This window comes from Persicobacter diffluens (assembly GCF_036244895.1).
Classification (GTDB): Bacteria; Bacteroidota; Bacteroidia; order Cytophagales; family Cyclobacteriaceae; genus Persicobacter; species Persicobacter diffluens.
Genome location: NZ_BQKE01000002.1, coordinates 951,102 through 978,082, shown reverse-complemented (window position 1 = coordinate 978,082; position 26,981 = coordinate 951,102). Strand labels below are relative to the sequence as shown.

Annotated in this window: 8 protein-coding genes; all 8 read left to right on the top strand. The window is 48.8% G+C overall.

The features are described 5' to 3' along the window. Window positions 1–30: 30 nt before the first annotated feature. On the top strand, window positions 31–8,760 hold the full coding sequence (locus AAA970_RS18060; RefSeq protein ID WP_338238293.1) for a hypothetical protein: 8,730 nt from the start codon (window positions 31–33) through the stop codon (window positions 8,758–8,760). Window positions 8,761–8,764: 4 nt separating this feature from the next. Continuing rightward, the gene (locus tag AAA970_RS18055) at window positions 8,765–14,443 is read left to right on the top strand and encodes an FG-GAP-like repeat-containing protein (RefSeq protein ID WP_338238292.1); all 5,679 of its coding nucleotides are present in this window, start codon (window positions 8,765–8,767) and stop codon (window positions 14,441–14,443) included. Continuing rightward, window positions 14,440–16,464: a hypothetical protein gene (locus AAA970_RS18050; RefSeq protein ID WP_338238291.1), complete on the top strand. Its 2,025-nt coding sequence runs from the start codon at window positions 14,440–14,442 to the stop codon at window positions 16,462–16,464. Before AAA970_RS18055 ends, AAA970_RS18050 begins: the two co-directional genes overlap by 4 nt. Continuing rightward, window positions 16,464–17,945, top strand: a complete 1,482-nt coding sequence (locus tag AAA970_RS18045) for an OmpA family protein (RefSeq protein ID WP_338238290.1) — start codon at window positions 16,464–16,466, stop codon at window positions 17,943–17,945. Before AAA970_RS18050 ends, AAA970_RS18045 begins: the two co-directional genes overlap by 1 nt. An 85-nt stretch (window positions 17,946–18,030) precedes the next feature. After that, entirely contained in the window at window positions 18,031–19,776 is a 1,746-nt protein-coding gene (locus AAA970_RS18040) for a hypothetical protein (protein ID WP_338238289.1), read from the top strand. 7 nt (window positions 19,777–19,783) lie between these two features. Beyond that, window positions 19,784–24,463, top strand: a complete 4,680-nt coding sequence (locus AAA970_RS18035) for a hypothetical protein (RefSeq protein WP_338238288.1) — start codon at window positions 19,784–19,786, stop codon at window positions 24,461–24,463. Next, the gene (locus AAA970_RS18030) at window positions 24,463–26,532 is read left to right on the top strand and encodes a fibronectin type III domain-containing protein (RefSeq protein ID WP_338238287.1); all 2,070 of its coding nucleotides are present in this window, start codon (window positions 24,463–24,465) and stop codon (window positions 26,530–26,532) included. The genes AAA970_RS18035 and AAA970_RS18030 overlap by 1 nt, the downstream gene beginning before the upstream one ends. Then, window positions 26,529–26,981 carry a hypothetical protein gene (locus AAA970_RS18025; protein WP_338238286.1) on the top strand — a complete coding sequence of 151 codons (453 nt, stop codon included), beginning with the start codon at window positions 26,529–26,531 and terminating at the stop codon, window positions 26,979–26,981. The genes AAA970_RS18030 and AAA970_RS18025 overlap by 4 nt, the downstream gene beginning before the upstream one ends.

Below are 26,981 nucleotides of genomic sequence, written 5' to 3'. Positions count from 1 at the left end.
GTTGTTGAGGTTAAGCTTAATGATGTTAGTGTGACATCCTGGCAGAATGAAAGTGATGATGTTTATATTGATGCTGACAATAAGGTTACTTTTTCTGCTCCCGAGATAAAGAAAGAATACACTGCTGTACCTTCTGAATCTGATTGGCAAAATAATGTGGAAATCACTTATGAAGCCTGCACCGGAGCTCAGGCAAGTATTAAACTGACAGCAAAAAATCCGCCTTTTATTTATGCTGAAAATCCGGTTGAAAGTCACATTGGTTTGGATCAGGCAACCGGTTCTATTAGCTATACAATAGATGATGGTTCCTCGGAGGGTTTCTCGACGGAACATTCTTTAAGTGGAAAGTTGACAGTTAATTCTAGCGAATGTTCCGTAAATGGAAATATTAGTGGTAACGCCATTTCATTTGATAATTTATCCCCGGGGGAATATTCACCCACATTTATAGTTGTTGATGAAGCCCAGCAGCTACAGTATGAATATAAACCGAGCCTTACAAGTACAATTTCCTTTTATAAAACGGATGATATCACCTATTTTACCCAAGATGAAAGTTATTATGGCGCAGGTGATGGGGAAATAATATTTCAGGATCGACTGATCGATGGTAGCAATATTCCCTCACAATTTTCTTGGGATGGTGGTAAAGACTCGCTTCAATTTTTGGGAAGGAAGGTCATGAATTTAGTTCCTGGGGAATATACTAACTGGACTGTCAATGAATATGCCGGAGCTTGTAATGATATCATTAGCCGTTCCTTTTACAAGAATAATGTTACGATTAATATCAAAAAAAGATCTCAAATTGCATTTGAGACTGTGATAGTGGAGACGCCAACTTATTATAGTAGTGATCTCCACCATTACCAAACTTCGATACAAGTAAAAACAAATAAAAAGATTTTAGGTGATCATGAAGTCAGATTGATCCATGCCAAATCAGATGGTACTTTTAATTTTGTTACTTATGATCATATAGAAAACGAGCAGGCGGTATTTTCAAACTTATTAATTGATGAAAATTATTATATAGTCGCCTTTGACCGAGGGCCAACAGATGCGTTAAACCCCTCTAATCGCCGAGCAGAACAATATTGGTATGATTCCTCTTCGGAAAGCAATATAAATACTGATTTAATCAGCAGTGATAAATTAAGCGATTGGCTGGTAGACCCTTCAACAATGCCCGGTTACCTTCGTTTTTATACAGAAAATGGTGCAGCAAAAGTCTTTAGATTTGCTAATCCTGAACCCTTTGCACTGGATGATTATACCGTGCATAAAGGCACCAACCATCCTTTTGATATCATTTGTAATGGAGAGCAGGTAGCTATTTCAGCGATTGTCAATGTGCCGGATGATCGCCTTGGGTTGAATTTTGATCATTTTCGCTGGACTGTTTCCACTGCCCGGCCTGAATCGGAAAGTATTCCTTACAGTGGATTGGTGGAATTTATTCCAGAGGACAAGCAACTTCGATTATTGGATTTTTCGGTTCCGGCTTTAGATAATTATCAAATTTACTTAACCGAAAATATTGAGGATTTTGATCAGGCTTATTATGGTTACCCATTGCTTGATCCTAATGAATTATTCAATATTTCACAACCAGCCCAAATCACTACTGCGATTGAGATCAATAGTGCTTTTGATGCCTATCAGGTTTCTCGTTATGATGGAACTGATGGAGCGGTTAAGGTAAAAGCGAATGGAGGAGTACCGGCCTATGCTGTTCACATTTCTGGTGTTACAAATTCACAGGATATTACCGCTGATGGTCTGACGACTGTTTTTCAGGGCTTATCCCATGGTACCTATGGCGTGGATAAAGTGATTGATGCACAGTCTTGCGAAACTTTTATGACAGAAGAGGGGAAGGCTGAGGTTACGCTTACTGCACCAGATTCCTTATCTTTTGAGGCCGTGACCTCCGACTACGGCTTATCCTACCAAATTTCCCAACATGGAGGCGATGATGGCAGCATCTCCATTACCGCGGCTAATGGTATCCCGAATTATACCTTTGAATTATATCAAATGGTCGAGGGGAACTGGCAGTTACAGGAAGCTGTAAACAATGGCGGGAGCCCATATACTTTTAGCACATTAACCGCCGGAGACTATTTAGCGGTGGTTTATGATCAGTTTTTTGTAAAGCCTTCGGTGGCTAATCCTGAATACTGGCAGGATGATGAATACACCCGCGGCGATGTGGTGATGCAGCCCATCAGCCTGAAGGAACCGGATCCCTTAAGCATTGACACTTTCGTGGTGACCAACTATGGGGCGCATTTGAATGAAAATTATCATGTAAAAGCGGCATCGGGCGCCTTAGCGCGAACAGGGGAGGTAAACTTTACCATAAGTGGCGGCATACCGACCAAGGATGAAAATAATAATGAATTGTTTTATTCCTTAACGATACTGGATGGAGATAATAATTCACGGAATCTTAAACTGATGGTCACCGATAATGGGGTGGGGAGCAGTTCTCGTTTTCAGGTGAGCAGTGATCAGAAAGACTTCCCTGCGGGCGCGCTTTCCTTTAAAGTGGAGGATCGCCATTCCTATTTCGTGGAGACGGCTTTCGTACTAATGGCTCCACCGGCCTTGGAGATCAGCTATCTGGCGCCTCAAAAGCCGGGCTGTATTGGAGATGAGGACGGGCAATTGGCCTTTCATATTCAGGGGGGAATTCCATTTATTGAAAATGGGAAAAAATACTATGAGGTAGCGCTGGGAGGTTCCACTGCTTATCGCATTGTGGCCGGTGAGGTGGCTTTTTTGAAGACAAGTGATGAGGAATCCTTTACTATGGGACAGGGCGAAACGACACTGATCTTTAAGGATCGTTATAACGCCCCTTATGGCGGGCTAGATTTTACGGCCTATGAGGCTGCCTGGCTGAATGAGGATGATAAATCTCCATGGCCAGCCTGGACGATGGACGATACTTCCTATCAAAATTTGGAAACCAGCTGGGTTAAGGCGGTCAAAACTTTTGATGAAAACGCAGCAAGCGCCTTGCCCTATATCATGCCGAATCATCCGCCTGTTCAGTTGCTAGCCGATGTTTACACGACCATTTGTGATGACAGTGCGGATGGGAAAATTCAAATCAAATCCATATACGGTGGAAGCGGAGCGGCTTATCAATTGTATTTTGCCGGAGGGACTGAGGCGATTGATTTTTCACCGGATGTTTTGATTTCTGATGTGCTACTGGCAGGGAACTATGCCTTTGAAGTGAGCTTTGATCAGTGCAACACTGCCAGCCCTGCCGATTATACCATCAGCAAGGTTTATGATGGTCATGATAACAGGGTAGTTGGGGATACTTTGAAAAGAAATGACGAGCTGGTTGCTGTTTTAGCGACGGCGCCTATTACTGCAACGGTTCAGTTCGCGGATCACCTTTGCTTCGGAGAAGCGACCGGAGGGGTACAGGTGGTCGACATTGCCGGCGGACATGCGCCTTTTGATTTTCAGTTGGACCGCAAGAATGATAGTAATCGGGAACAGTGGGATTTGATTTTGAAAGAGGAACTGCTATCAGGTAGCAGCTGGCAGGGGCCAACAAATTTAAAAGCGGGAGATTTTGCGCTGACGCTTCTGGATCGCCAGGGTTGTCTATGGAAAGAGGACAATGGGCAGGCGATATCAGAGGCGCGAGAGGAATATGTGGTGGAAGAAACCAGCACTGCTAACTTTAGTCTCATGCCTGCGACCAGTCCGGTTTCCTGTACCGGCGCTACGGACGGACAAATCAGCCTGGCGAATTTCCAATTGGTGAAGCCAACGACTTTTGTATGGATTCGGGAGGACGGGCAGCGCTTTGGCGAACAGACTTTAACGGTAGACACCCACCCCTATGAAGTACAAGCGTTGGCCGCCGGTCGTTATCAGTTATTTTTGCAGGAGCAAGGGTGTTCCGAACGTTATGCGAATATAGAGGCCGTGGTGGAAATTAGCCCTGCGGTAGCTTTTATGGACTCCCTTTCGGTGGGGGGGAACAGCTGTGAAGGCTTTGATATTTATGGTCAGGTGAATTTGGCCGGGGGAGAATTATTTCTGGGGCATCTTCAGTCCGATAATAGTGTGCAGTGGAGTAGTCTGGGTACCTGGGGAATATCCGCACAGGGCAAAATGTGCCATATCGATTTCCCGGGGCGTTATCAATTGAAATATGTGAAAGCGGCCGGTTGTAATGAAGTCATTTCTGAAGTGAAGGACCTGAACAGCGAGGAATATACCTTCGCGTTGGAGAAAAAGAACGGGCAATTCGACTTGCCCTGTGCCGGGGAGCTGGCGGAATTGACTTTCGGGCCGGTATTGAATGAACATACGAATATTCCGGCTTCGGCGGCTTTTACTTATGAATTGAAAAAGTTGTCGGATGGCACTACCAGCCAGAATACCAGTGGCACCTTTCGCCTTTTGCCCGATGAGTATGAGTTGCGGGCCTGGTATGAAATGAGTGGTTGTCCTATCTATGGGCAGCAATTTTCATTTACGGTCAGTGCGCCAGCGCCTTTAGCATTAAGGGTTGAGGACCAAAACATTCCAATAGTAGTCAGTTGTATGGGTGCCGAATTAGGTAAAATTATAGGTAACATTACCGGTGGGTCGGCACCCTTTACTTTAACATATTACATAAAAGAAGTACAGCATCAGCTGGAGGTGACCGAAGCAGGTCCCTTCGAAATCAGTGGTTTGCCGGTAGGCTATTCCTATCAATTGCTGCTGGAGGATGCCGCTGGCTGTTCGCAAGCGCAGGCACAACCGTTGTATCTGCCTTATCAGGCGCCTCAGGCCAATATTCAGGCCATTGCCGCCGATTATTGTCAACAGGCGAGTGGGGAAGCCGTCATCAATATCGAGCATGGGGTGGGGCCTTTTATTCTAAAACTCGATGAGCGGGAAGTAGCCCGCTTTGCTGAAAACCAGTGGCTGCTACAAGGGCTGGAGGCTGGAAAATACGATTACGTTTTGGAAGATATGGGCGTAGGCCAGTGTCCTGTAGCCTTATCGGTAGAAATTGCGGCCAGCCCACAGGCTTTTGAAGTGGAAGTGGCGGTTTTGCAGGCGCCGGCTTGTGAAGGCGCTGATGGCCGCCTGGCCCTGGAATTAAAAGATCGGGACGGGCAAGCCTTAAGCTGGAATGATTTTACGCTGTTAAATGCGCCGGAGCACTTTGATCCTGGGATGGGGATCCTCAGTGCCCTGGAGGCCAAAGCTTATGTTTTTGAAGTGATCGAAAACAGCCGACCCGAATGTGTGGAAAGGGTGGAATTTTATTTGGCGGCCAAGGAGGCACCACAGATCTCCAGCTGGTCGGTGGTCGATCTGCCCTATTGTGATCAGCCGGTGGGAAGTGTGAAGGTCGAGCTTCAGGGGGGAACCGGCGTATATGAATGGATACCTGAGGCAGGATTAAGCCTGAAGGATGCCGGTAGCGCCTATTTCGAGATCAGTGGTTTACAGGTTGATAAATCTTATGCCCTGCAGTTTAGGGATCAGAGCGGGAATTGTCCGGGTATCGCCAATGTGGTCATTAATGCCCAGCAGGTCGGTCATGTTTTCGGTCCTCTGCAGACCAGCATTACGCCTTCTTCCTGCGGTCAGACATTGGGTGCAATTCAGCTGGAAGACTTAGATACCAATATTTATCAGCCATTATGGCTTATCAATGAAAGTAATGAAAATAAAGTGGAAGGCTTAGCCGCCGGCACCTATGCCTTACAATTATTACATCTGCCCACCGGTTGCGACACGACCTATTGGTTTACGGTGGGAGAAAGAAGTCCGCTGGACATTCAGTGGGTGGCGCAAGTACCGGCAGACTGTGGAAAGGCTAGCGGTGAGATTGAAGTAAGGGCCAGCGGCGGGGGCGAAAGCTTTACCTATAGCTGGCGCAAGGATAATTTTGAATTAGCGGAAAATTCAGGGGTGTTAAAGCAGGCCTTTGCCGGTCAGTATAGCGTCATCGCTCAAGACCAGTATGGCTGTGTCAGTGAGCCACTGGCCATTCGCCTGGAGGATCGTCCCGGACTGGAAGTGGGCATTAATGTTTTGTCTCTGGCTTCCTGTCCGGAAGTGGCGGATGGAAAAGCATTGGCGCTGGTGCAGGGTGGTCTGGCACCTTACGAATATTATTGGAATGGACAGGCGGGAGCGGTTCAGCAGGAGGACTTAACGGCTGGTACGGTGCACCTGCAAGTGGTGGATGCGGCAGGCTGTGCGATGGAGGCGGCGCCGGTGCAGATGTTTGCTCGTCCGGAGCTGAAGTTCAGCCTGAGCCATAGCATGCCGACTTGTACGGAGGCTGCGGACGGAGAAGCCAGCGTGGTGATCCTGAATCGACAGCCGGAAGAAATACGGACGATTCAATGGAAAGATCATGATGGACAGCTATTGGCAGTCGGTGAGGCTATTCACGGCTTAGCGGATGGAACCTATGCGCTGGAAATCATTGAAAATAGTGGCTGTAGTCAGCAACAAGCATTCGAAATGAAGTCAGCTGCAGGGATGGAAATAGTTTCCATCACGACCACCGCACCCAAATGCCCTACGGCTGCTGACGGAGGCGCGCGCTTCCAGATTCAGGGAGGCAGCGGACAGTATTTCGTAGAATGGTATGCCCTGGATCATCAACAATTGGTAGGCACTGATTTTCAACTTTCAGGCGTGCCTGCGGGCGCCTATCAACTCAGGGTGATGGATCAGCAGCAAAGCGCTTGTATGGTAGCATCAGACTTTGAGATATTGCCTCCAATGCCATTGGAAATTATTCAAATTGAGAAAACTATACCAAGCTGTTATGGCCTGGCAGATGGTAGCATATTGATCAGCATTCAGGGTGGGAAGGCCCCTTATAAAGTGTTCTGGCCTGAAATTGGACAGGCAGGAGCCCGGGCGACGCAACTTCCTGTAGGTCAGTATACCGTGAATATTGAAGATCAAAATGGTTGCCAGTTAAGCCAACAAATTACTTTCGACCAGCAGCCCACCGCCCTGCAGGTGAATACCCAAAGTGTGGATCCTGCCAGCTGTCGCTTTGCGCTGGATGGTGCCATTGCGCTGGATATTGCCGGGGGAATTCCCGATTACCAGGTCAGCTGGTCCAATGGCCGTCGGGGCGCAAGCATTAACGGCTTAGGAAAAGGGATGTACCAGGCACTGGTGCAGGATGCTAATCGCTGCAGGGCAGATTTGATGGTAGAAGTGTTGGCCCCTGAATTGCTGACGGCGGAAGTGCTGGAAGGAGAAGATCCTTCCTGTCCGGCCATGGCAGATGGGCGCATGCTGCTACAGCCTGCCGGCGGAACTGCTCCTTATGAGGTGGTGAATTTACCTCCTGATGCGGAGGCGGTCTGGAATAGTCAGCTGGCGGCTTTTGAAATCAGCGGGCTTATGGCCGGGCAATATTATTGGGAAATACGGGATGCACAACAATGTGAAGCCCGATCAGCGGCTTATCGACTATACGATCCAGCGCCATTGACCTTTACTTCGGTGCAATATCAGCAGCCGGATTGCCATGGCGGAGCCGATGGCGCCATTGCGGTGAGCGTGGCCGGAGGCAGTGGTGCCTATCTTTTTGACTGGGAGAATGGGCAGCAGGAAGCCGAGGCGGTTAATCTGTCTGCGGGTACTTATAAGCTGACGGTAGCTGATGCCCTGAAAGGTTGTCGTCTTCAAAATACCTTCACCCTGGAAGAGCCCGCACCGCTGGGGATTGTGATCAATACCCAAAATCCGGCCTGCCATGATGATGCCAACGGGCAGATCGTGGCCCTGGCAGAAGGCGGGACGCCGGGCTATTATTTCCAATGGGCAGGCCAGCCGGCGGGGGCACAGATCAGCGGTCTTACAGCTGGGGATTATGACTTGCTGGTCACCGATGCCCATGGCTGTCAGGCCACAGGCTCGACGACACTGACGAATCCGGAAGCGGTAGTACTGGCCATAGATGGGCTTAGTGATTTCATGGAAATTTGTGAAGGCACCACCTTGCGTCTGGATGCGGGAGCGGCCTGGAAGACGGTTCGCTGGATCTCTGAGGAGCGAGGACTGGATTTCAGCAGTCGACAAATCAGCCTTACCGAAGCAGGGGCTTATCAGGTAAGGGTGACGAATCAAAAGGATTGCCCGGCGAGTCAGGAATTTCAGCTGGAATTGGTGGATGATCTTTTAGCGGCAGAATTCCTGGTGCAATCCAGCCCGGAGGAAGCCTTCCAAACTTATATGCTGGTGGACATCACTTATCCGGAGCCCACTCAAATCAGCTGGGATATTCAGCCGGCGGTGGACATCATCCATGCGGAGGAGCATCAGCAGGAAATCCGATTCAGGGAAAGTGGATTGCATGTGATTACCCTCACTTCGCGACAGGAAAATTGTATGGCCACCCGGGTGAAAGAGGTCGAGGTAGTACGCCTGACCAATGGCCGCTATGCCGTCGATACGGGAGAAGGTTTACCGGAGGATGAAATTTTCCATGGCACCTATTTCACCGTTTCCCCCAACCCCAGCGATGGCCGATTCGATATTGACATCCAGCTGGAACAAATCGAGGATATTTACCTCAGCCTGCAACAGGTAGGAGAAGGAAAAATCCTCTGGTCTGAAAACTTTAAAAATCAGGATTACTACCATTACCGATTGGAAATGCCAACGCTGGGCAGCGGAATTTATGTGCTGCGCATGATGGCGCCATCGGGCAATAAGGCAATCAAAATATTGATCAAATAAGGGAATGAATAAGCTTGTAATTATTTTTTTTAGTGGTCTGCTGTGCAGCGTCATGGGCTATGCCCAGCGTTTTGAAGCGCTCAGTTTCCCGGACCTCCCTGTCCTGACCGATGGGGAACTGCAGGCCGTGGATATCAATCTCGACGGGCAGTGGGAAGTGCTTTTGGCCGGCCGGCAGGCCAGCGGAAAGTCCGTACTGGAAATTTACCAAAAGCAGGGAAGTCAATGGGTGAAATATGACAGTGGCTTGCCTTCCTGGGAATTGGATCAATATGCTTTGCTGGATGCCAATGGCAATGGCCGGCAGGATCTGGTCATCGCTGGTGCGGCCCTGGATGGCAGCGCCCGTTGTGAGCTGTTCCTCAATCAGGGCAATGGTTTTTGGCAAGCCGCTACTTTGTCTTTACCCCAATGGAAGTCGATGAGTCTGGCTTCCGGCGACTTTTTGTCGGTGGGGGAACAAGGCCTTTTATTGATGGGCCAACAAAGTGAGGGCAACTGGCAGTCGGCCTATTGGTCGCCGAAGTCCGGAGATTTGACCTTATTGGATTTGCCGGCTTTTCAGCAAGCTCAATTGCTGCCATTGGTCGCCGCCAAAACGGATTTATTAATTGTTGGGAAAGATTTTCGCGGGGTACCGCGCATTCAGTTATATGAAAATATGGGGAGTGGCCGTTTTCAACAAAGTGCGGTGAGCTTTCCTGCATTGTCGGAAGCCCGGGCATTGGTGGCCGACCTGGACCTTGACGGCCGAAAGGATATCCTCCTCAGTGGTTATTCCGGTAGCAGCCCGCAGACCAAAGTATTCCTGCAACAGGCCATGGGCTGGCAGGAAGCAGCCTGGAATCTACCCGCATGGGCAGGGGGCGCGATGGCTTGTGGTGATTTTACCGGCAATGGCTTTATGGATTTATTGCTTTCCGGGGCAGATGCTGGCTGGCAGTCGAAAATGGATCTATTCCTGAATAGTGGGGCAGGATTTTCGCCATCAGGGCTGACTTTTAGCGGTTTGTCGGAGGGTGCGTTGGCGGCAGTTGACTGGAATGGGGACGGCGCTTTGGATATTTATGCCTCCGGTAAAACCTATTTTGGAGAGGAAAAATTTATTTTTCAAAATCTGGAAAGCCCGGCCGCTGCCATTAGCGTACCGCAGGCTTTACAGGCGGTCAATCAGGAACAATCCGTGCAGTTGGAGTGGCAGGCGGTCACCGGCGCTACTTCCTATGAATTGTTAATCGGGACCAGCAGTGGAGGGCGCGATCAATGGTCGCCGGCCAGTAAGCTGGATGGGAGCAGAAATGTGCTGAAGCAGGCGATTTTTGGAAATACCTTTGAAATGGCAAGCTTGCCCGAGGGCGCTTACTACTGGTCGGTACAGGCCATTAATGCTGCGGGAAAAGGCACGGCCTTCAGTGCAGAGGAAAGATTATTCAGCTGTGAAAAGCCGGATCTGGGTCCGGATCAAATGGTTTGTCAGGGAGAAGAGGTGCTATTGTCTGCCGGGAAAAGTGGGGAAGAAGTCAATTGGTATGATTTGGAGGGCAATTTATTGGTGGCCAATAGTTTCGAATTCCGGCAGGAAGTATTAGCGGATATGGATATCGTGGTAACGGTGGAGAAGCCCGACTTATTTTGCACCGTCCGGGATACGGTGAAAGTCAGCATGGCGGCCGGTCCCGTATTTGATTTAGCCGAAGAAATTCGAATTTGCCAGGGAGAGACTTTTGTCCATGAACTGGCCGGTGATTTCCAGACGGTAGAGTGGTTCTCGGTGAATCAGCAAGAGCTACTGAGTAGTACCCATCGATTGAGTCTGGTGGTCAATCAGCAAGAAACCATTCGATTGTATGCCCAAAATGCTTCAGGCTGCGATCAGGAATTGTTTTTCACCCTCATCCCTTATCAGAGTCCTTCCTCTGGTCTTTTGGTTGATTATGAAGTATGTCAGGGCACTACTTTAGATTTAAGCCCGGAAGGTAATTGGGCAAAGGTAGAATGGAAATTATCTGAACTCGGGGATTGGTTTGAGGCGCCTGAATTTCAGTTTTCCGGCAGCGAGGATATGAAGTTGAACCTGCGCATTACGGATCCCACCGGATGCCAGGGCGAAGAGGAAATTAAAATTAAAAGTCTGGCCCAACCGCTACCGGAGCTGGGCGGTGATCAGTCGCTATGTTTGGAGACGGACTTGCAGCTGGACGGTGGCCCTCAATACCAAAAATGGGAGTGGTATCAGGGAAGTGCGGAAGAAATATATTCCAGCGGCCAGCAGTTGAACTGGACCGTGGACCAATCCACCCGCTGGACGCTGAAAGTGCAGGATCAGCAAGGGTGTTGGGGAGAAAACAGCATGGCCCTTAGGGCTTTGCCTTTGCCGGATCTGTCTCATTTGCAGGATCAGTACCCGATTTGTACTGGGCAATGGTTGGAAATAGATGCCGGCGCGCAGTTTGCCCGCTATCAATGGGTACGTCAGGCAGACCAAACGGTGGTAGCGACTACCGCTCAACTGCGTTTTCAGATTTTTCAGGAAGAAATTTTCGAGCTAAGGGTTTGGAATGCCGAAGGCTGCGAAATGTCCAAATCCATTACCGTCCCGGCCCTGGCATTGCCACAACCTGTTCTGGCGGAAAGCTATGAGGTGTGTAAAGGCAGTGAGGGCTTATTTGAAAATGTGGGCGCATTCACGCAATACGATTGGTTTTTGGATGATCAGTTGGCGCACAGAGGCAGTCAGGATCATTGGGCGACCGAGGTATCCGTAGATCAAAAATTAACCTTATCGGTGACCGATGCCGCGGGTTGTCAGCAATCCGTAAGTGCCGCTTTAAAGGCATTGGCTTTGCCGGAGTCCGGTTTAGCGTCCACCCAATATATTTGTGAACAGGAAATCATTCATTTGAATGCTGGTGAACAGTGGGCTGCAGTGGTTTGGGAACGGGAAGACGGCCAGCAGGAATTTGATGCGACGCTGAGCTTTCCGGTGATGCAGGCCGAGACCTTGAAACTGCGCATGCAGGATCAGCAGGGCTGTGAGGCCAAGGAAAATATTTTGGTGGATGTATATGCTCTGCCGGAGATCAATTTACCGGAAGAGGTGGCCATTTGTATAGGAGATATGGTGGAGCTGGATGCCGGAGGTGGCCTGGTGGCTTATCGCTGGCTGGCCAATGAGCAGCTGATTGGGACGAATCGTTTCTTGCGTTGGTACCCTACGGAAAGCCAAAACCTGCGGCTGGAAGTGGAAAATCAGGAAGGCTGTCATCAAAGCCAAACCATTTCGGTAAAGGTGAATAGCCTGCCGGTGATTCCTTTGGAAGCGGAAGCTTTTGCCTGTTTAGGGAACAGTCTGGTTATGGAAGCCGGAAATTGGACCAGCCAGCAATGGAGCTCCCTTCACTTTGGAGATTTAGGGCAGGAAGCCAGTCTGGAATATACTTTTCTGCAGGAAGATGAATTGACCATTAGTGTAGTGGATGAAAATAGTTGTGCCAATAGTTTGCAAATCGCCATGCACCCTCGGGCCTTACCAGACTTTTCTTTAGGGGAAGACCCGGCGACTTGTTTTGGAGAAATTTTAGATTTGGAACTGAATCCGGCCTTAGGCGTACAGGTCAATTGGTATACCGAAAAAGAGGGGAATATTGCCGATCAGTGGAGCATCAGCCGCAAGCAGGAAGAAGAAGATGTATTGTGGGCAGAAGTGACGGACCAATATGGTTGTGTGGGATATGATACGCTTGCGCTAAGCATTTTGGCGCTGCCGGCCATTGATCTGGGAGCTGACCAGCAAATTTGTGAAGGGCTGGAGGCTAATTTTGAATTGCCTAATGTCTATCAGAAGATTGAATGGTATCGGGACGAAGCCTTTGCAGGGAATTCCCGCTTTTTGGATTTTGAAGTCCTGAAAGATCAGCAATTGAAGGTGGTGGTGACCGATGATTTCGGTTGCATGAATGCCGATAGCCTAAAGCTTCAAAAATTGGAACTGCCCGCTTTCAGTTTAGGAGTTGATCAGGAAATTTGTGCGCAGCAGGAAGTGCAGCTTACTGCTTCACATCCGATGATGGCCAAAGTAAGCTGGTATACCGCCTTTGATGGTTTCAGGGGCACAGGAGAACAGTATCAGCAGCAAATATTAAATGATGAGCAGATCTGGGCCGTATTGGAAGATCAAAATACCTGCCTGTTTTCGGATACGGTTGAGGTAAAAAGATTGGCCTTACCGGAATTTTCTCTGGGAGTAGATCAGGCCATCTGTTTCGGGGAAGAAGTGAGGTTGCAACTGCCACAGCACGACGGAAGTACGCAATGGACGGATGCCAGCGGTATGCTGTTAGGCACTGATTTGTCGCTGCATTACACCATCGAAAAAGCCGAATCGATTACGGCCTTATTTACCGATGAAAAGGGATGTCAATTTTCGGATGCACTGGAAGTGGCGGTTTTGGCTTTACCGGAATTTGAGCTGGTGGAGGAGATGGCGGTTTGTTTTGATCAGCAGGCCGAATTGTTCATCGCAGGAGACTGGCAGCAGGTCAATTGGTTTCAACATGATGATTTGCTGCATCAGGGAGCCCTTTGGAGCTTCCCCTCAGCGACGGATATGCAAATTATGGCGGAGGTAATCTCCTGGGAAGGTTGTCGACAAACGGCGGACCTGCAATTCCACAGCTTGCCGTTGCCTATCGCTAATGCCGGAGAAGACCTGGCCATTTGCTCGGATCAGTCTGTGGAACTGCAGGCCCAAGGCGAAAGCGATTGGCAGTATGCCTGGTCGCCGGCCATCGGACTTTCTGCGGATAATATCCAACGCCCGATCGCCGCTCCGGAAAGCACGACCACCTTTGCTTTAATCGTCACCGATGCAGTGGGTTGTGTAAGTTTGCCGGATTCAGTGACCGTCATGGTGAATGAATTTTATGGGGTCTCCGCCGGAGCAGATCAGATGATTTGTATCGGGGATGCCATTGAACTGGAAGCCGAAGTGGACGGCGGGCAATATGATTATCAATATCAGTGGTTGCCGGAAACCGGATTGTCCAATCCCTTATCTTCAGCGCCCATGGCCCAGCCGGTGACATCCACTGAATATGTGGTCACCGTCAGTATGGGCACCTGTCTGCAAAGGACGGATACGGTTTTGGTAACAGTGAACCCCTTGCCGGAAGTAACCATCAGCGAAGATGTGGCCATCGGGGCTGGAGAAAGCGTAACCCTTACCGCTGGCGGAGGAGCATTCTACTTATGGTCACCTGATTATAGAATGAATGAGCCGAATACCGCCCAACCTACCGTCTCTCCCAATGTGACCACCACTTATACCGCCAATGTGATCAGTGCAATGGGTTGTGAAAATAGTGATCAGGTCACGGTATATGTGGGCAATGAAATTTTTATTCCGAACCTCTTTACCCCCAATAATGACGGGATCAATGACCAATTTTTGGTCTACGGCACCGGGATTAAAAGCCTGAAGCTTTCCATCTATGATGCCGAAGGTAAGGAGTTATATGCGAGTGATCATCCGGAGGACATTATGCAAAAAGGATGGGACGGCACCCTATCGGGTACGGTGGTGCCTAGTGGCACCTATTATTGGAAGATTTCCGGCACCTATGCCGATGGCAGCCCGGTGCAATTTAAGGGATTGAATAGCGGGACTTTAAATTTGATGAGATGAGGAAGGGAATAGATGAAAAGCAGGTTTTTGTACCGTTAGGGTACAGTTTTATTAATGGGGAACTTTCCGTTTTAAAAAATGGGGGGATGAACACTTATGAAGGGCAGCAAGGATTAAGGGAATTGCTGGATGAATTTCATAACCTGTCGGAAGCGGAATCTTTACTTCAAACGCCATATATGGGGATCTTCCTATTTTGGGCTTTTATGTTTAAAGGGCAAGGAGATTTGCAGGCGCAAACAACCCTTTGGGGACATACAACGGGAGATTATGCCGTCTTATCACAGTCCTCGCCTAAGCTTATCACTAAAACCGTTTACTATGGCCTAACTGCAAAACTGACTGGTTGTCATGAAAATAATAATACCTGCTACAGTATGGCGGAACTTGATGGAACCAATTGCCTTCCAGTTAAAATGTATAACAGTACCTCTACCAGTGATAATACTGTTAAAATTGAGGGGAGAGATTTTAGTAAAATCTCAGGGACGGGAGTAGTCACCGACAGTAATTTGAAATTGTTGAGTGATCAGGAATTTGAGAGTTTTAAATATGATGTATCCTCCTTTAGTTTCTATACTGAGCGTGTAAAAGCCTGTAGTCCTTCGAGCACAGGTGGTGCCGGTGCGTATGCTGTAAATAATGTTGATAATTATTTCAAGCGAAGCAATTTGGCTTTTACTATATATTATTACCTTCATCGGATTAATACGACCTTAAGCCCCTCTGTTATTGGAAATGCTGAGGGGCAATTGGTTCTTGATGCTCCGGAGATATTGAATTTTATTATACAAGAGGGGAGTTATCAATGGCAGTTTACCGCCTGTGGGATAGAACAAGATTTTATTTTGATATCACAGGGAGCTAGGCTTCAGCTTGATTTAAAAGAATTGCCAGCAGCAAATTGGGAGATCAGCGTAAGTGGTGGGGGCTTAATTTCGCAACCTGTTTATTATGAAAATGGTAACGACCTTCTGGCAGGAACTGGTCGTAGTCTTCGCAATGCAGATGTTGCGGTTTTCCATGATAGACCCCGCGGCGACTACGACCGAGGAAAATTCGCTAATTCAAAAAGTATTGCAGTAGGTCTTAGTGATGCTCGCTGTAACACGAAGACCAGAGAAGTCTTTTATGCCAGCACAGCCAATGGTCGTAGTCTTCACAATGCAGATGTTGAGGTTTCCCACTCTAGGCTCCGCGGCGACTACGACCGAGGAATATGCACAGGATCTCATCCTACCGATCGTGGTCTTAGTGATGCTCGCACTGCTCGCTGTAACACGAAGATCAGGGAAGTTTATTATGCCAGCGCAGGAACTGGTCGTAGTCTTCGCAATGCGGATGTTGCGGTTTTCCATGATAGGCTGGGAACTGGTCGTAGTCTTCGCAATGTAGCTTTTCCGGCTTTTCACGATAGGCTCCGCGGCGACTACGACCGAGGGTTATGCACAGGTTCTAATCCTACCGAACTTGGTCTTAGTGATGCTCGCACTGCTCGCTGTAACACGAAGACCAGGGAAGTTTTTGATGCTTGCGCAGGAACTGGTCGTAGTCTTCGCAATGCAGATTTTGCGGTTTTCCATGATAGACCCCGTGGCGACTACGACCGAGGGTTATTCACAGGCTCTAATCCTACCGAACTTGGTCTTAGTGATGCTCGCACTGCTCGCTGTAACACGAAGATCAGGGAAGTTTATTATGCCAGCGCAGGAACTGGTCGTAGTCTTCGCAATATGGATTTTCCGGTTTTCCATGATAGACCCAGCGGCGACTACGACCAAGGGTTATGCACAGGCTCTAAACCTACCGATCGTGGTCTTAGTGATGCTCGCACTGCTCGCTGTAACACGAAGACCAGGGAAGTTTTTTTTGCCAGCGAAGTCACTGGTCGTAGTCTTCGAAATGTAGATTTTCCGGCCTTTCAGGGTAGGCTCCGCGGCGACTACGACCGTGGAGAACGCCTTGCTTTTAAGAATTTACCATCCACCACCGCTCAATCACTACAATCTAGCACCTATTAATGATGAAAAAATATATACTCCTGTTAATGTTAACGCTTCCTGTCCTGCAGACGGCTTTTGCTCAGGTTGGAGGCTATGGGGCTTTAAGAGATTATGCACCAATACGATATGCACCTGCCTGGACGGCCCTGAGCACGGATATGAGTATCGGTTTGCTGCACCGCAACCAGGCTTTTAATGGAGATATGAGCCGTAATCGTTCGGTTTTGACAGCCGTATTGCCCTGGGTAGATAAAGATAGTCAGTTGATCAAAGGAGGAGGTGGACTATACTTTCTGAATGACCAGCCTTCGGGCAATATGGGTTTTAAAATGCAGGAAGCCGGCGGTTCCCTTTCCTATTTGGTGCGTTTGGCACCCCGGCATGATTTGTCTCTCGGGATGGGGATTGCCTGGACTGGCTTGCGCTTAAATGGAGATGGATTTACCACCGGAAGCCAATGGGATCCTGTATATGGGTACAATCCGGAATTGGGCAATGGAGAGGATTTTTCCAGTGAAAACAGAGATTATTTCAGCCTTTACGGGGGCTTGATGTGGAGTACCCTGGATAAGAAAGGCCGGGAGCTTCACCGTTTAGGGGTGAATATGTACCGCATGAATGAACCCACCGGATTCAATGAGCAGGATGTTTTGCCCATGGGCTGGAGCGCAGTAGGTTCCTTCAATTTTTGGATGGATCGGGAGTGGAGTCTTCGTCCGGAAGTGATGGTGGATTTTATGGATGGCCGCCATACCGTACAGGGAGGCCTTTGGGGGGGCTATCACTTTTTTAATGAAAATCCCACAGACCCCTGGACCACCGGAAAGGTAGAAGCCGGGATCAATTATGCAGATTTTGGGCAGTTGGGTTTTGGGTTGAACTTCGTTCAGAAAGCCTTCGATCTGGCCTTTTATGCCTATCAGCCGGTAACGCAGGTGCAGGATCGGCCCGGCCAAAATACCTTTGAAGTGGCCATTCGCCTAAAAGCTTTCCGGGGCAATCGCCGGAAGCCGCATCAACCATGGCTGGTGGAGGAGAAATCCGGCCCTGCTCCCCGATCGGGAAGCTACCGAAGTTTTAGGGGGGGAGAAAGCCGTGCGCCTCAGGTGCAGCGGGAAGTAGTGGTGGAAAAAGCGCCCGTAAAATCAGGGAGTAAGCAGAAGCCGATCAAGTACATTCTGAATTATAAGTTAAATGAAACCACGCTGACCATCAGCTCTCAATTGCAATTAGATTATACCGTGAAGCTGTTAGAAGGCAACCCGGATCTTCAAATCAGAATTGTCGGACACAGTGATGTGATGGGAACGGAGGAAGTAAAAGCCAAAATCGCCTGGGAACGTGCAAAAGCCATTCGCGATTATCTGGTGGAAATGGGCTTGAGTAAAAAGCGCATGACCACTACTTCAAAATCAGATAAACAGCCACTGGTCAATGAAGATAGCCCGGAGGCTAAAGCGAAAAACCGAAGAGTAGAATTATTGATCTTTGAACCATAGCGGGGCTTGCTCCGCAATAGGTGGAAGGTAAGCATCATCGTTTATCTTCCACCGCAACATTTTTAATCTTGCTAATCAACCGAAAATGACTTTTCGTCTCAGGACATATATTGTATTTGTTTTTTTGACTTTTTTAAGTCTGAACATTAGTGCCCAGCAATTAGACCGGATTGGGAAGGATCAGCCCATTAAGGTGAGTGGTGGGCTGTCCTTTAACCAGACCGCCTATCAGGCTTGGGGGATTGATAGCCGCCGGGATCCCTATCGTTATATATTAAATGGTAATTTAAATTTCGATATTTACGGATTGGCAGTGCCACTATCATTTTCTTATTCCAATCAGAATTTCAGTTATCAGCAGCCGTTTAATCAGTTTGCACTCAGCCCCTCCTATAAGTGGATGAACTTTCAGCTGGGCTATGGGAATATGACCTTTTCTCCCTACACTCTGGCCGGCCATACTTTTTATGGGGCAGGTATGCAGGGAAGCCCTTCTGACCGCTGGGAGGTGGCCGTGATGTACGGGCGGCTCCGGAAAGCAGTGGCGCCGGACAGCACACAGGCCGGCATGGAGCCTTCTTACAGAAGAATGGGCTATGGCGCCAAAGCAGAATACCGACATAAAGGTGGCAACATCTGCTTTTCCTTTCTTAAGGGCAGGGATGAAGGCAGCAGCCTAAACAATGAAAGTCTGCAGGGACAGCCCCTGCCGGCGGAGGAAAATCTGGCCACCAACCTGTACCTGGGGCAACGATTCGGCAAGCTCTCCATTCAAGTGGAAGGGGCATTGTCGGTGCTCACTCATGACCTCTCCTCGGAAAAGCGAAAAAGTCAGTTTATTGATCATATCTTCCCTTCACGGACCTCAACCTCGGCTTATTGGGCCATGAATTCCGCCCTGGCTTATCAGATTTCCGCCTGGAACATTGGTTTGGGCTATGAGCGTATCGGTCCGGAATTCCGAACCCATGGGATGTATTATGCCAATAATGATTTGGAAACGGCCACGGTCAATATTTCCGGGGCCATGTTCGGGGGTAAGCTGAATATCAATACTAATATCGGCGGGCAGCGGGATAATCTGGACGGGCAGAAAGTCAGTGATATGTCCTCCTTAAACGGGGCCCTGAGCATGAACCTGGCGGCTACCAAAAAATTAAATATCTCGGCCAGCTATTCGAATTTTCGCTCCTTTACCGTAATCCGGTCCCAGTTCGAAGATATCAATCAGGCCGATCCGATTTTTCAGATCGATACTCTGAATTTCACCCAGCTGACCGATGCGGCCAATGCTTCGGTGAATTGGGTCTTAGGCCAGTCCAAAACCACTTCTCAGGCCCTGAATTTTAGCGTCAACTATCAGGCTACTGCTTCTGAGCAGTCCGAGCAGGCTCAGGCCAATGCCGATAGTGAATTTTGGAATGGGGTCGTGGGCTGGAACTGGGCTTTGCGCCCGGCAGATTTTCGTTTCGGTTTCAGCATGAATGCCGCCTGGATGGTGCCCAATGATCTGACACCTTCCAACCTCACCCTGGGTCCCACGGTCACCCTTTCCAAAGGCTTTTGGGATAAAAAACTCAAGACCCGGTCCAGCCTTTCTTTTAACCAGGCACAGCAGGATGGAGAGACTCTGAATCAGGTATGGAGCTGGAGAGTGGGCGCTTCTACTAATATCAAAAAATCGCATAGTCTCAATCTGACCAGTACGCTGATTAACCGAAGTGATTTTAAAAACGATAAACCTTCCTTTTCAGAATTGACCTTCACTTTGGGCTATAGTTATCGCTTTAGTCCGGGGAATAAAAAATCAGAGAAAAGCCTAGAAAATTAGTATGCATATGACTTCCTATTTTAAATATATATTGCTTTTACTGCTCTGGGGGCTTCCGGCCTTACTGATGGCCAATGAAATGTCCGGGGACCGTTTTCGGGATTTTGAAGTAGACCTGCCGGTCATGAAGGAGAAGCCTGCGGGATTACATTCCTTTGCGGCTATGCCGGTGGATGCCCCTGCTAATGCCAGTGTGGCAGAGCAGATCAGCAACGTTCGTTCGGCCTTACAAACAGTGCGCGAAAGCCAGTTATTTACGGCTTTATTAACCGATGCTGATTTGATTTCCCTGCCGGTGGGGATCTCCAAAACCGTGGGAGGAACGGAATTCCAGCTGGTGATCATGGGCGTACGCATTACCCCTTCGGGTACCAAGATAGATGTAGGGATGGGCATTCAGTTTCCGGATTCTGAGCAGGAATTGATCTTTGGGGGCTATGGCATTCCTTTCTCTCAGGAGCGCGGCTTGGGGGGACAGGGCAAACTGGCACTCTTGTCCGATTATGCTATTCCCATTTCCAAAAATATGGATATTGCATTCAAGGGTAGCCTCAATGGGGGGGGCACCTTTGTAGAGTTCGGCTGTGATGGCTATCAGCGTATGGGCCTGGACCTGGACCTGGTATTTAATCCGGAATTTATTCGTCCGGCGGATATGAATGGAGAGCTGGTGGAGGGAAAAGTCCGGGCAAATGTGAAGACGCTCATAGAATCCTGGGATGAATTTGTCATCAATATTGATCTGCCCCGCTTCCGTATGGGAGAAAAGCAGGACCGGGGATTTGTCTTTACCGTCAGGGAGGCCATATACGATCAGTCCAGTATCTCCAATGGGGGAGCAGTTTTTCCCTCCGGTTATGAATCGCCCGATTTCTTGGAGGGCAATCAAATGTTGTGGAAGGGGATTTATATTCGGCAGGCAGAGGTGATGCTTCCCAGTGATTTTGATAAAGCCATTAATGCTGAAAGGGAAAAAGTCGCGCAGGGGCAGCAGGGAGGACTATCCGAAGAAGAATTAAAAAAATTAAGCAAGCAGCGTACGGCCATTGGAGTACAGGGATTAATCATTGACCGCATGGGACTGACGGCCCGCTTTTACGGGCAACATCTGCTTTCTCTGGATAAGGGGAAGTTAGGTGCCGGCTGGGCCATCTCTTTAGAGCGATTGCAGGTCGATATTTTGCAAAACCAATTTGTGGAGGCGCAAATGTGGGGAGATATTCAAATTCCAACCTCCGATTCTCTGGGGGTGATAGGTTATGGAGCTCAAATTGGAATAGGAGGGGATTTCCTTTTCTCCGCTGAAGCGAAAGATACGCTGCAATTCAAACCTTTTGGAGAGAGTAGATTACAACTGGACCGTACCCATTTGCTGATAGAGCTTAAAGACGGGAATTTTTACGCCATGGCTGACCTGGATGGCAAAATGGATGTGAAAGTCAAACAGTATGATGCCAATCTGGCCGATATCGCCTTTCAGGGACTTAAAATTGAGAGCCGGGAACCTTATCTTTCCGCCGCTGCCTTTTCGGTAAGTTCCCAGGCACTGAAGCAAGATATTTCGGGCAAGGGGATGTCGATCAATCATATTGGGATAAGAACGCTCAATAGTCAGATAGCGCTGGATGTAGATGCCCAGATCGCCCTTTTTTCTAAGGAAAATGATGGCTTTGGGGCAGAGGGAGCTTTCAGTATTTTGGGCCAAAAGCAGGCCGAAGGCTGGAAATATAAGGAGATGAAAATCCATCGGATTTTTGTGGAGGCCCGAAAGGAGGGGCTCTTTGAGCTGGAGGGCGAAATCATGATCGCCAAAGGAGATGAGATTTATGGAGATGTTTTCAAAGGGATGATTGATGCCAAACTGGGGCCCACCACTTCGGGGGTTTCCATGGCCTGTACGGTGATGTTTGGCACCAAGGATCAGCAGGACTACTGGTATGCGGATGCTTTGGCCACTTTCAGTCCGGGAATAGTAGTGGGGGGAGTGCTGGCCCTCAAAGGTTTTGGTGGCGGACTCTACTATGGGATGGAGCGGGTGGATTTCCGTCCCGAATATGCGGGGGTGTCAAAATCTGCCACCGGCGGCTTATATATCCCCAATGCTAAGGTGGGCTTTGGCTTTAAAGCCATGGTGGTGATTTCCGACGCTCAGGGGGATACTTTTAATGCCGAATCCACCTATGAAATGTCCTTCTTTAAAGGAGGGGGCGTGAAAAAAGTAGGCTTATATGGTTGTGCAGGGATCATGGCGGGAGCGGGGAATCTGACCCCCAGCACCATGGGAGACCTGAATAAAAATATGGACGAGCTTTCCGAAAAGGCGGAGGAAGCGGATAAATGGAAAATGGAAACGGCTGCTGCAGATGTAGGTGGTGGTTCCAATGCGACTAACCCGCGATTAGATGCCAATTGTGGCTATGTAGATGCCAAGAGCCCCATTTTCGCCTCTATGTCTTTGGATATGGATTTTGAAAATGCCACTTATCATGGCAAGTTATTGATCAATATTAACGCGGGTCCTTTGCAGGGCGGAGGCGTATCCGTCATCCACTTTGAGCCCGGTAGCTGGTACATTCATATTGGTACTTCCCGAAACCCCATTTACCTGAGCATGCTGGGGTCACGGGCGTCCACCTATTTCATGCTGGGCGACAATATGCCTTCCGGTTTTGAACCACCCAGGGAGGTCGCTCAAATTTTGGGAAGGACACCTGAAGCACCCACTTCCGCTGAGGGAGGAAGAAGTGAAAATGCCCTTTCCGGTGGTAAAGGAGTGGCTTTTGGCGTGGGACTGAAAGTAGGCATAGATGCCTCCATGGGGCCATTTTTTGCTGAAATTTATGCCGGTCTCGGTTTTGATGTGATGCTGGCCAATTACGGGGCCAATGCGATCTGTGCCAATACCGGTAAACAGATCGGGATGAATGGCTGGTATGCGCAGGGACAGGTTTATGCTTATATCAAGGCGGCTATCGGTATTCAGGTGAAAATGGGCTTCATCCGAGGACGATTTGCCATTATTGATGCCGGTTTTGCGGCGATCTTATCGCTGAAAGGACCAAATCCAATTTATGCGCATGGGGAAGTGGGGGGCTATTTTAGCATACTCGGAGGCGCTGTTAAAGGGCGTTGCAGCTTTGGCTTTCAGCTGGGGGAGGAATGTCAGATTGTAGGTGGCAGCCCGCTGGGAGGTATGGAGATTATTGCTTCCATGACGCCTGCTGCTGAAACCAAAGACGTGGATGTATTTGCTCCGGCGCAGGTAGTCTTTAATGTGCCGGTCAATGAGCCGATGGTCATGCTGGATCCTACCGATAATCAAAAGAAAACTTACCGGGTGCGGCTGAAGGAGGCCATGCTGACCTCTTCTAAAGGGGGACGGGAAGTTTGCACGGAAATCTGGAATGAAGACAATACCACGCTGGTGCTGCAGTCCGAAAGCATGTTGCAGGATAAGGCCAATTATAAATTTGCAGTCGACATCACCTTTGAGGAAAAGAAGAATGGGAAGTGGGTAGATGCCGCTCAGGGAGAAAAACTATCGAAGACGGTGGAATTTACCTCCGGAGAACGACCGGATTTTATTGATCATCAGCATGTAGCCTACAGTTATCCTATTGAGCGTCAGATGAATTTCTTCATCGATGAAAGTAAGCAGGGATATATGAAAATGAAAATAAAAGGTTGGGACTATTTATTCAAACTGGATGATCCACAAAACTGGTTGTTGAAAGCGCGATTCAAAACGCAGGCAGGCGCAGAGGCTTTGGCCGATGTAAGCTATCATAATGCAGAGGCCATGGTGAAAATGGGCATTCCAAAGGAAATGCAGGCCGCTAAAATTTATATGCTCGAATTGGTAAAAATGCCTAAGCAGGCACTGGATGTGGACAGCAATGTGAAGCTGGATTCAGCCCGGGCCGGTTCGGCCGGTGAGCAGGGAGGTTATATTACCACCACCACCCGCTCGGCAGAGCAGACCCTGGAAGCCAAAGAAGAGAAGGTCCTTTACCGTTCTCAGTTCAGAACCAGTAAGTGGCGTACTTTTACGGCGAAGATGGAAGGCTTGAATATTGGTAGTGGGAATACCGGATTGTTGCCCGGCAGTGGTCGCTCGCAAATCAATGTGCGCATCCCAACTTCCTCACAGGAAGGTATTGATGCCTTTGAAATTGCCGGTGGAGCCGCTTTTGAACCCTTGCTGACCATGGAGGTGGATTTTGGAGACGATTTCTTCAAAACCTATATCAATGACCTGATCTATCATCAATATCCTTTGCATGGTGCCCGACTTGATTGGCGGGATGAGCAGGGCGAATATGGCTGGCTGAAGCCTAAATATGCGGTATTCCTGGGCAGTAATGAGGAAGGCTTGATTACATTGACCGATGAGGAAATTGAGCAGGGAGATTTAATGCCGCATCAGAGCAGAAGGCTGTATTATGATGTTTCTCAGGTGATTGCCAAGGATTTCCGGAACTTCCAGACCAATTTGGAAAGACTGGCGGATCAGGGAAATCTAAATCTTTCAGGAGCAGCGAAAACCTTGACGGATAATATCCGGATTGCGGCACAGGCACCGGATTTGAAAATTGGTAAATATCATGTAAATATGCATTACCATTTGCCGGGAAGCACAAGCCCTAGCTCAACCTATCGTTTACCATTGACTAATATCATTCAGTAATGAATAAATTTTTAAATATATTCTCGGCCATTATGCTGCTGGGGGCGGGCCTGCTGTACGGGCAGAAGCCTCCGCAGGGAGCCTTGCGCCTGAAAGGAAAAGTAAATGCCCATAGTATTCAGTTGCGCTGGGCCCCTACCGATCCGGTCAGCTGGCAGTTACTCAATCAATATGGTTATCGCCTGGAGCGCTCCACCACCTTTCGAAACGGGCAGCTATTGGGCATTCCGGAAAGAAAAGTGGTGCTGGAACAGCAAAAGCCGGCCCCACTTGCTGCCTGGGAAGCGGCCTGGCTTCAGGACTCCACGGATCAAAACTTGCCGGTGGCTGTTCAGGCGCTGTATGGTGAAAGCTTTTATCTGGAGGCCGGTAATGGGAACCAGTTGGCGCATTTTGTAAATCAGCAACGCGAGCAGGAAAACCGTTATGCCTTTGCGCTTTTGGCGGCGGATCAGTCCATACGGGTAGCCGAACTGATGGGCTTGTATTATGAAGACCAGCAAATTCAGCAGGGTGAAAGGTATTTATATTCATTAATTCCCCTATTGCCGGACAGCCTGGAGCCGGTCAAAGCAGCTTATCAATTATTATTCACAGAGGAAGTGGTGGAATTGCCTCAGCCCTTTGAGGCCCGGGCGGCCTACCTGGAAGGCAAGGTACAGGTGAGCTGGGATTGGAAGAGTCTGGAAGACTTTTATACGGCCTATGAAGTGCAGCGATCCGATGATGGCGGTAAAGCTTATTTTGACCTGACGGACACGCCTTTCATACAGCCGGCAGAAAATCACCATTCCCGCATTATGCTCTTTCCCGATACCCTTGGAACCGATGAGGGAACTTTTTATTATCGGGTACGCGGACGGGATGCCTTCGGAGCTGCTGGTCCTTACTCTGATCCACTGAAGGTAGAAGCCTATCCGGTGATGAGCTTTACGCCGGAGATTGCCGTTTGGGAAAATGAAGACAATGGATCCGTAGAAATTGCCTGGAAAATTAATCCTGACGAAGCCTATGCGGTGGAAAGTCTGCGCCTGGCACGCGCTGAAACGGATCAGGGCCCCTTTAAAATATTAAGAGGCGACCTGCCGGTGCATGATGGTTCCTTCCGCGATATCGCTCCTGAATCTTCCAATTATTATAAGTTGGCCGCAGTCGATAAGGCAGGTCGGGAGAACTGGTCTTATACCCAGTTTATTCAGCCTATGGACAGCATTCCGCCGCTTCCGCCAGTGGCACTGACGGGAAAAATGGACACCACCGGACTGGTGCAGGTACAGTGGGCGCCCAATAAAGAAAAAGACCTGTTTGGCTATCGGGTATACCGGGCTAATGAGCCCAATGGCACCTGGGTACAGGCCACCAAAAGGGAGATTTTTACCACTCATTTTACCGATAGCCTGCCGGTGAAGGTACTGAATAAAAAGGTCTACTATAAATTATTGGCGGTGGATAAGCGGGGGAACCCCTCGGACTATTCGGAGCTCCTGGAGATTAATCGCCCGGATGTGATTCCACCAAGCCCGCCGGTAATGGTGAAAGGAGCGTCCCATACCCGCGGACCTGCCTTTTACTGGCAGCCCTCCGGCAGTGAGGATGTGGCCACCTATCAGGTATACCGCAAAGCCGCTAGTGAAACCGAACGCTGGGAGTGGATCGCCAGCCTGGAGCCGGTAGAGGACGAACAGTTCTTTCTGGACAGCACCATTTATGATTTTGAGCCTTATTATTATCTGATGATTGCCATTGATGACAGCGGGCTGGAGTCCGTCCCTTCCAGACCCGTGGGGGTAAGTCGCTTTGAGGAGAAGATCAAAAAAGGGGTGCATGATTTTAAGGGCAAGCGCAACAATGAGGGCGCCCTTTTGGAATGGAAAAGCCCCCTGGGGAGTGACTTTAAAGTAGATGTTTACCGCGGGCAGGGGGATGAACCTATCCGTTTTTATAAAAGGATTAGTGGGAAGGAGTTTTTAGATGCTGAAGTTTTGGATAATAAAAAATATAGATATCGTGTGCGCCTGGCTTATGAAGATGGGCAGGTGTCTAAATTTAGTCAGGAGGTGAGGTTATGAGAGTAATCGCTATGTTAGGAATGCTTTTTTGGGCATCGAATTGTTTTGGGCAGGTAGAATTAGTTGAAGGCGGATACGCTATAAAGGCTACTTTGAAAGTAGAAAAAGGAAAACGTGAGAGCCCATCCCTGGATATTTGGTTTGAGACGGCCTATTTTTCTAATCGTTCAAGCCAGCTGAAGGCTACCTCCCCCTCCTCCCCTGTATTACATATTACTTATGTGGTAAAGGAAAATCGTTGTTATGTAATTGACGATCCGAGTACTTGTTTAGAGCGAGTTGTGGTGACGACCAGTGAAAGTATTCCATTGCAATTAACTTCTTCAGAAAAGAAAATTGAGATTGGTACAATTACTAAAGCGGAGCTGGGAGTGAATCGGGATAGTTATATTTATTTGGAGTACTATTGTGTGAAGACAGATGGAGTACAACCTTTTCCTGTAAAATGA

Bases quoted from the DNA above. Each gene is read 5' to 3' on its own strand.
- AAA970_RS18030 (WP_338238287.1), top strand. From the start codon at position 24,463: ATGAATAAATTTTTAAATATATTCTCGGCCATTATGCTGCTGGGGGCG.
- AAA970_RS18050 (WP_338238291.1), top strand. From the start codon at position 14,440: ATGAGGAAGGGAATAGATGAAAAGCAGGTTTTTGTACCGTTAGGGTAC.
- AAA970_RS18040 (WP_338238289.1), top strand. From the start codon at position 18,031: ATGACTTTTCGTCTCAGGACATATATTGTATTTGTTTTTTTGACTTTT.
- AAA970_RS18045 (WP_338238290.1), top strand. From the start codon at position 16,464: ATGATGAAAAAATATATACTCCTGTTAATGTTAACGCTTCCTGTCCTG.
- AAA970_RS18025 (WP_338238286.1), top strand. From the start codon at position 26,529: ATGAGAGTAATCGCTATGTTAGGAATGCTTTTTTGGGCATCGAATTGT.
- AAA970_RS18055 (WP_338238292.1), top strand. From the start codon at position 8,765: ATGAATAAGCTTGTAATTATTTTTTTTAGTGGTCTGCTGTGCAGCGTC.
- AAA970_RS18035 (WP_338238288.1), top strand. From the start codon at position 19,784: ATGACTTCCTATTTTAAATATATATTGCTTTTACTGCTCTGGGGGCTT.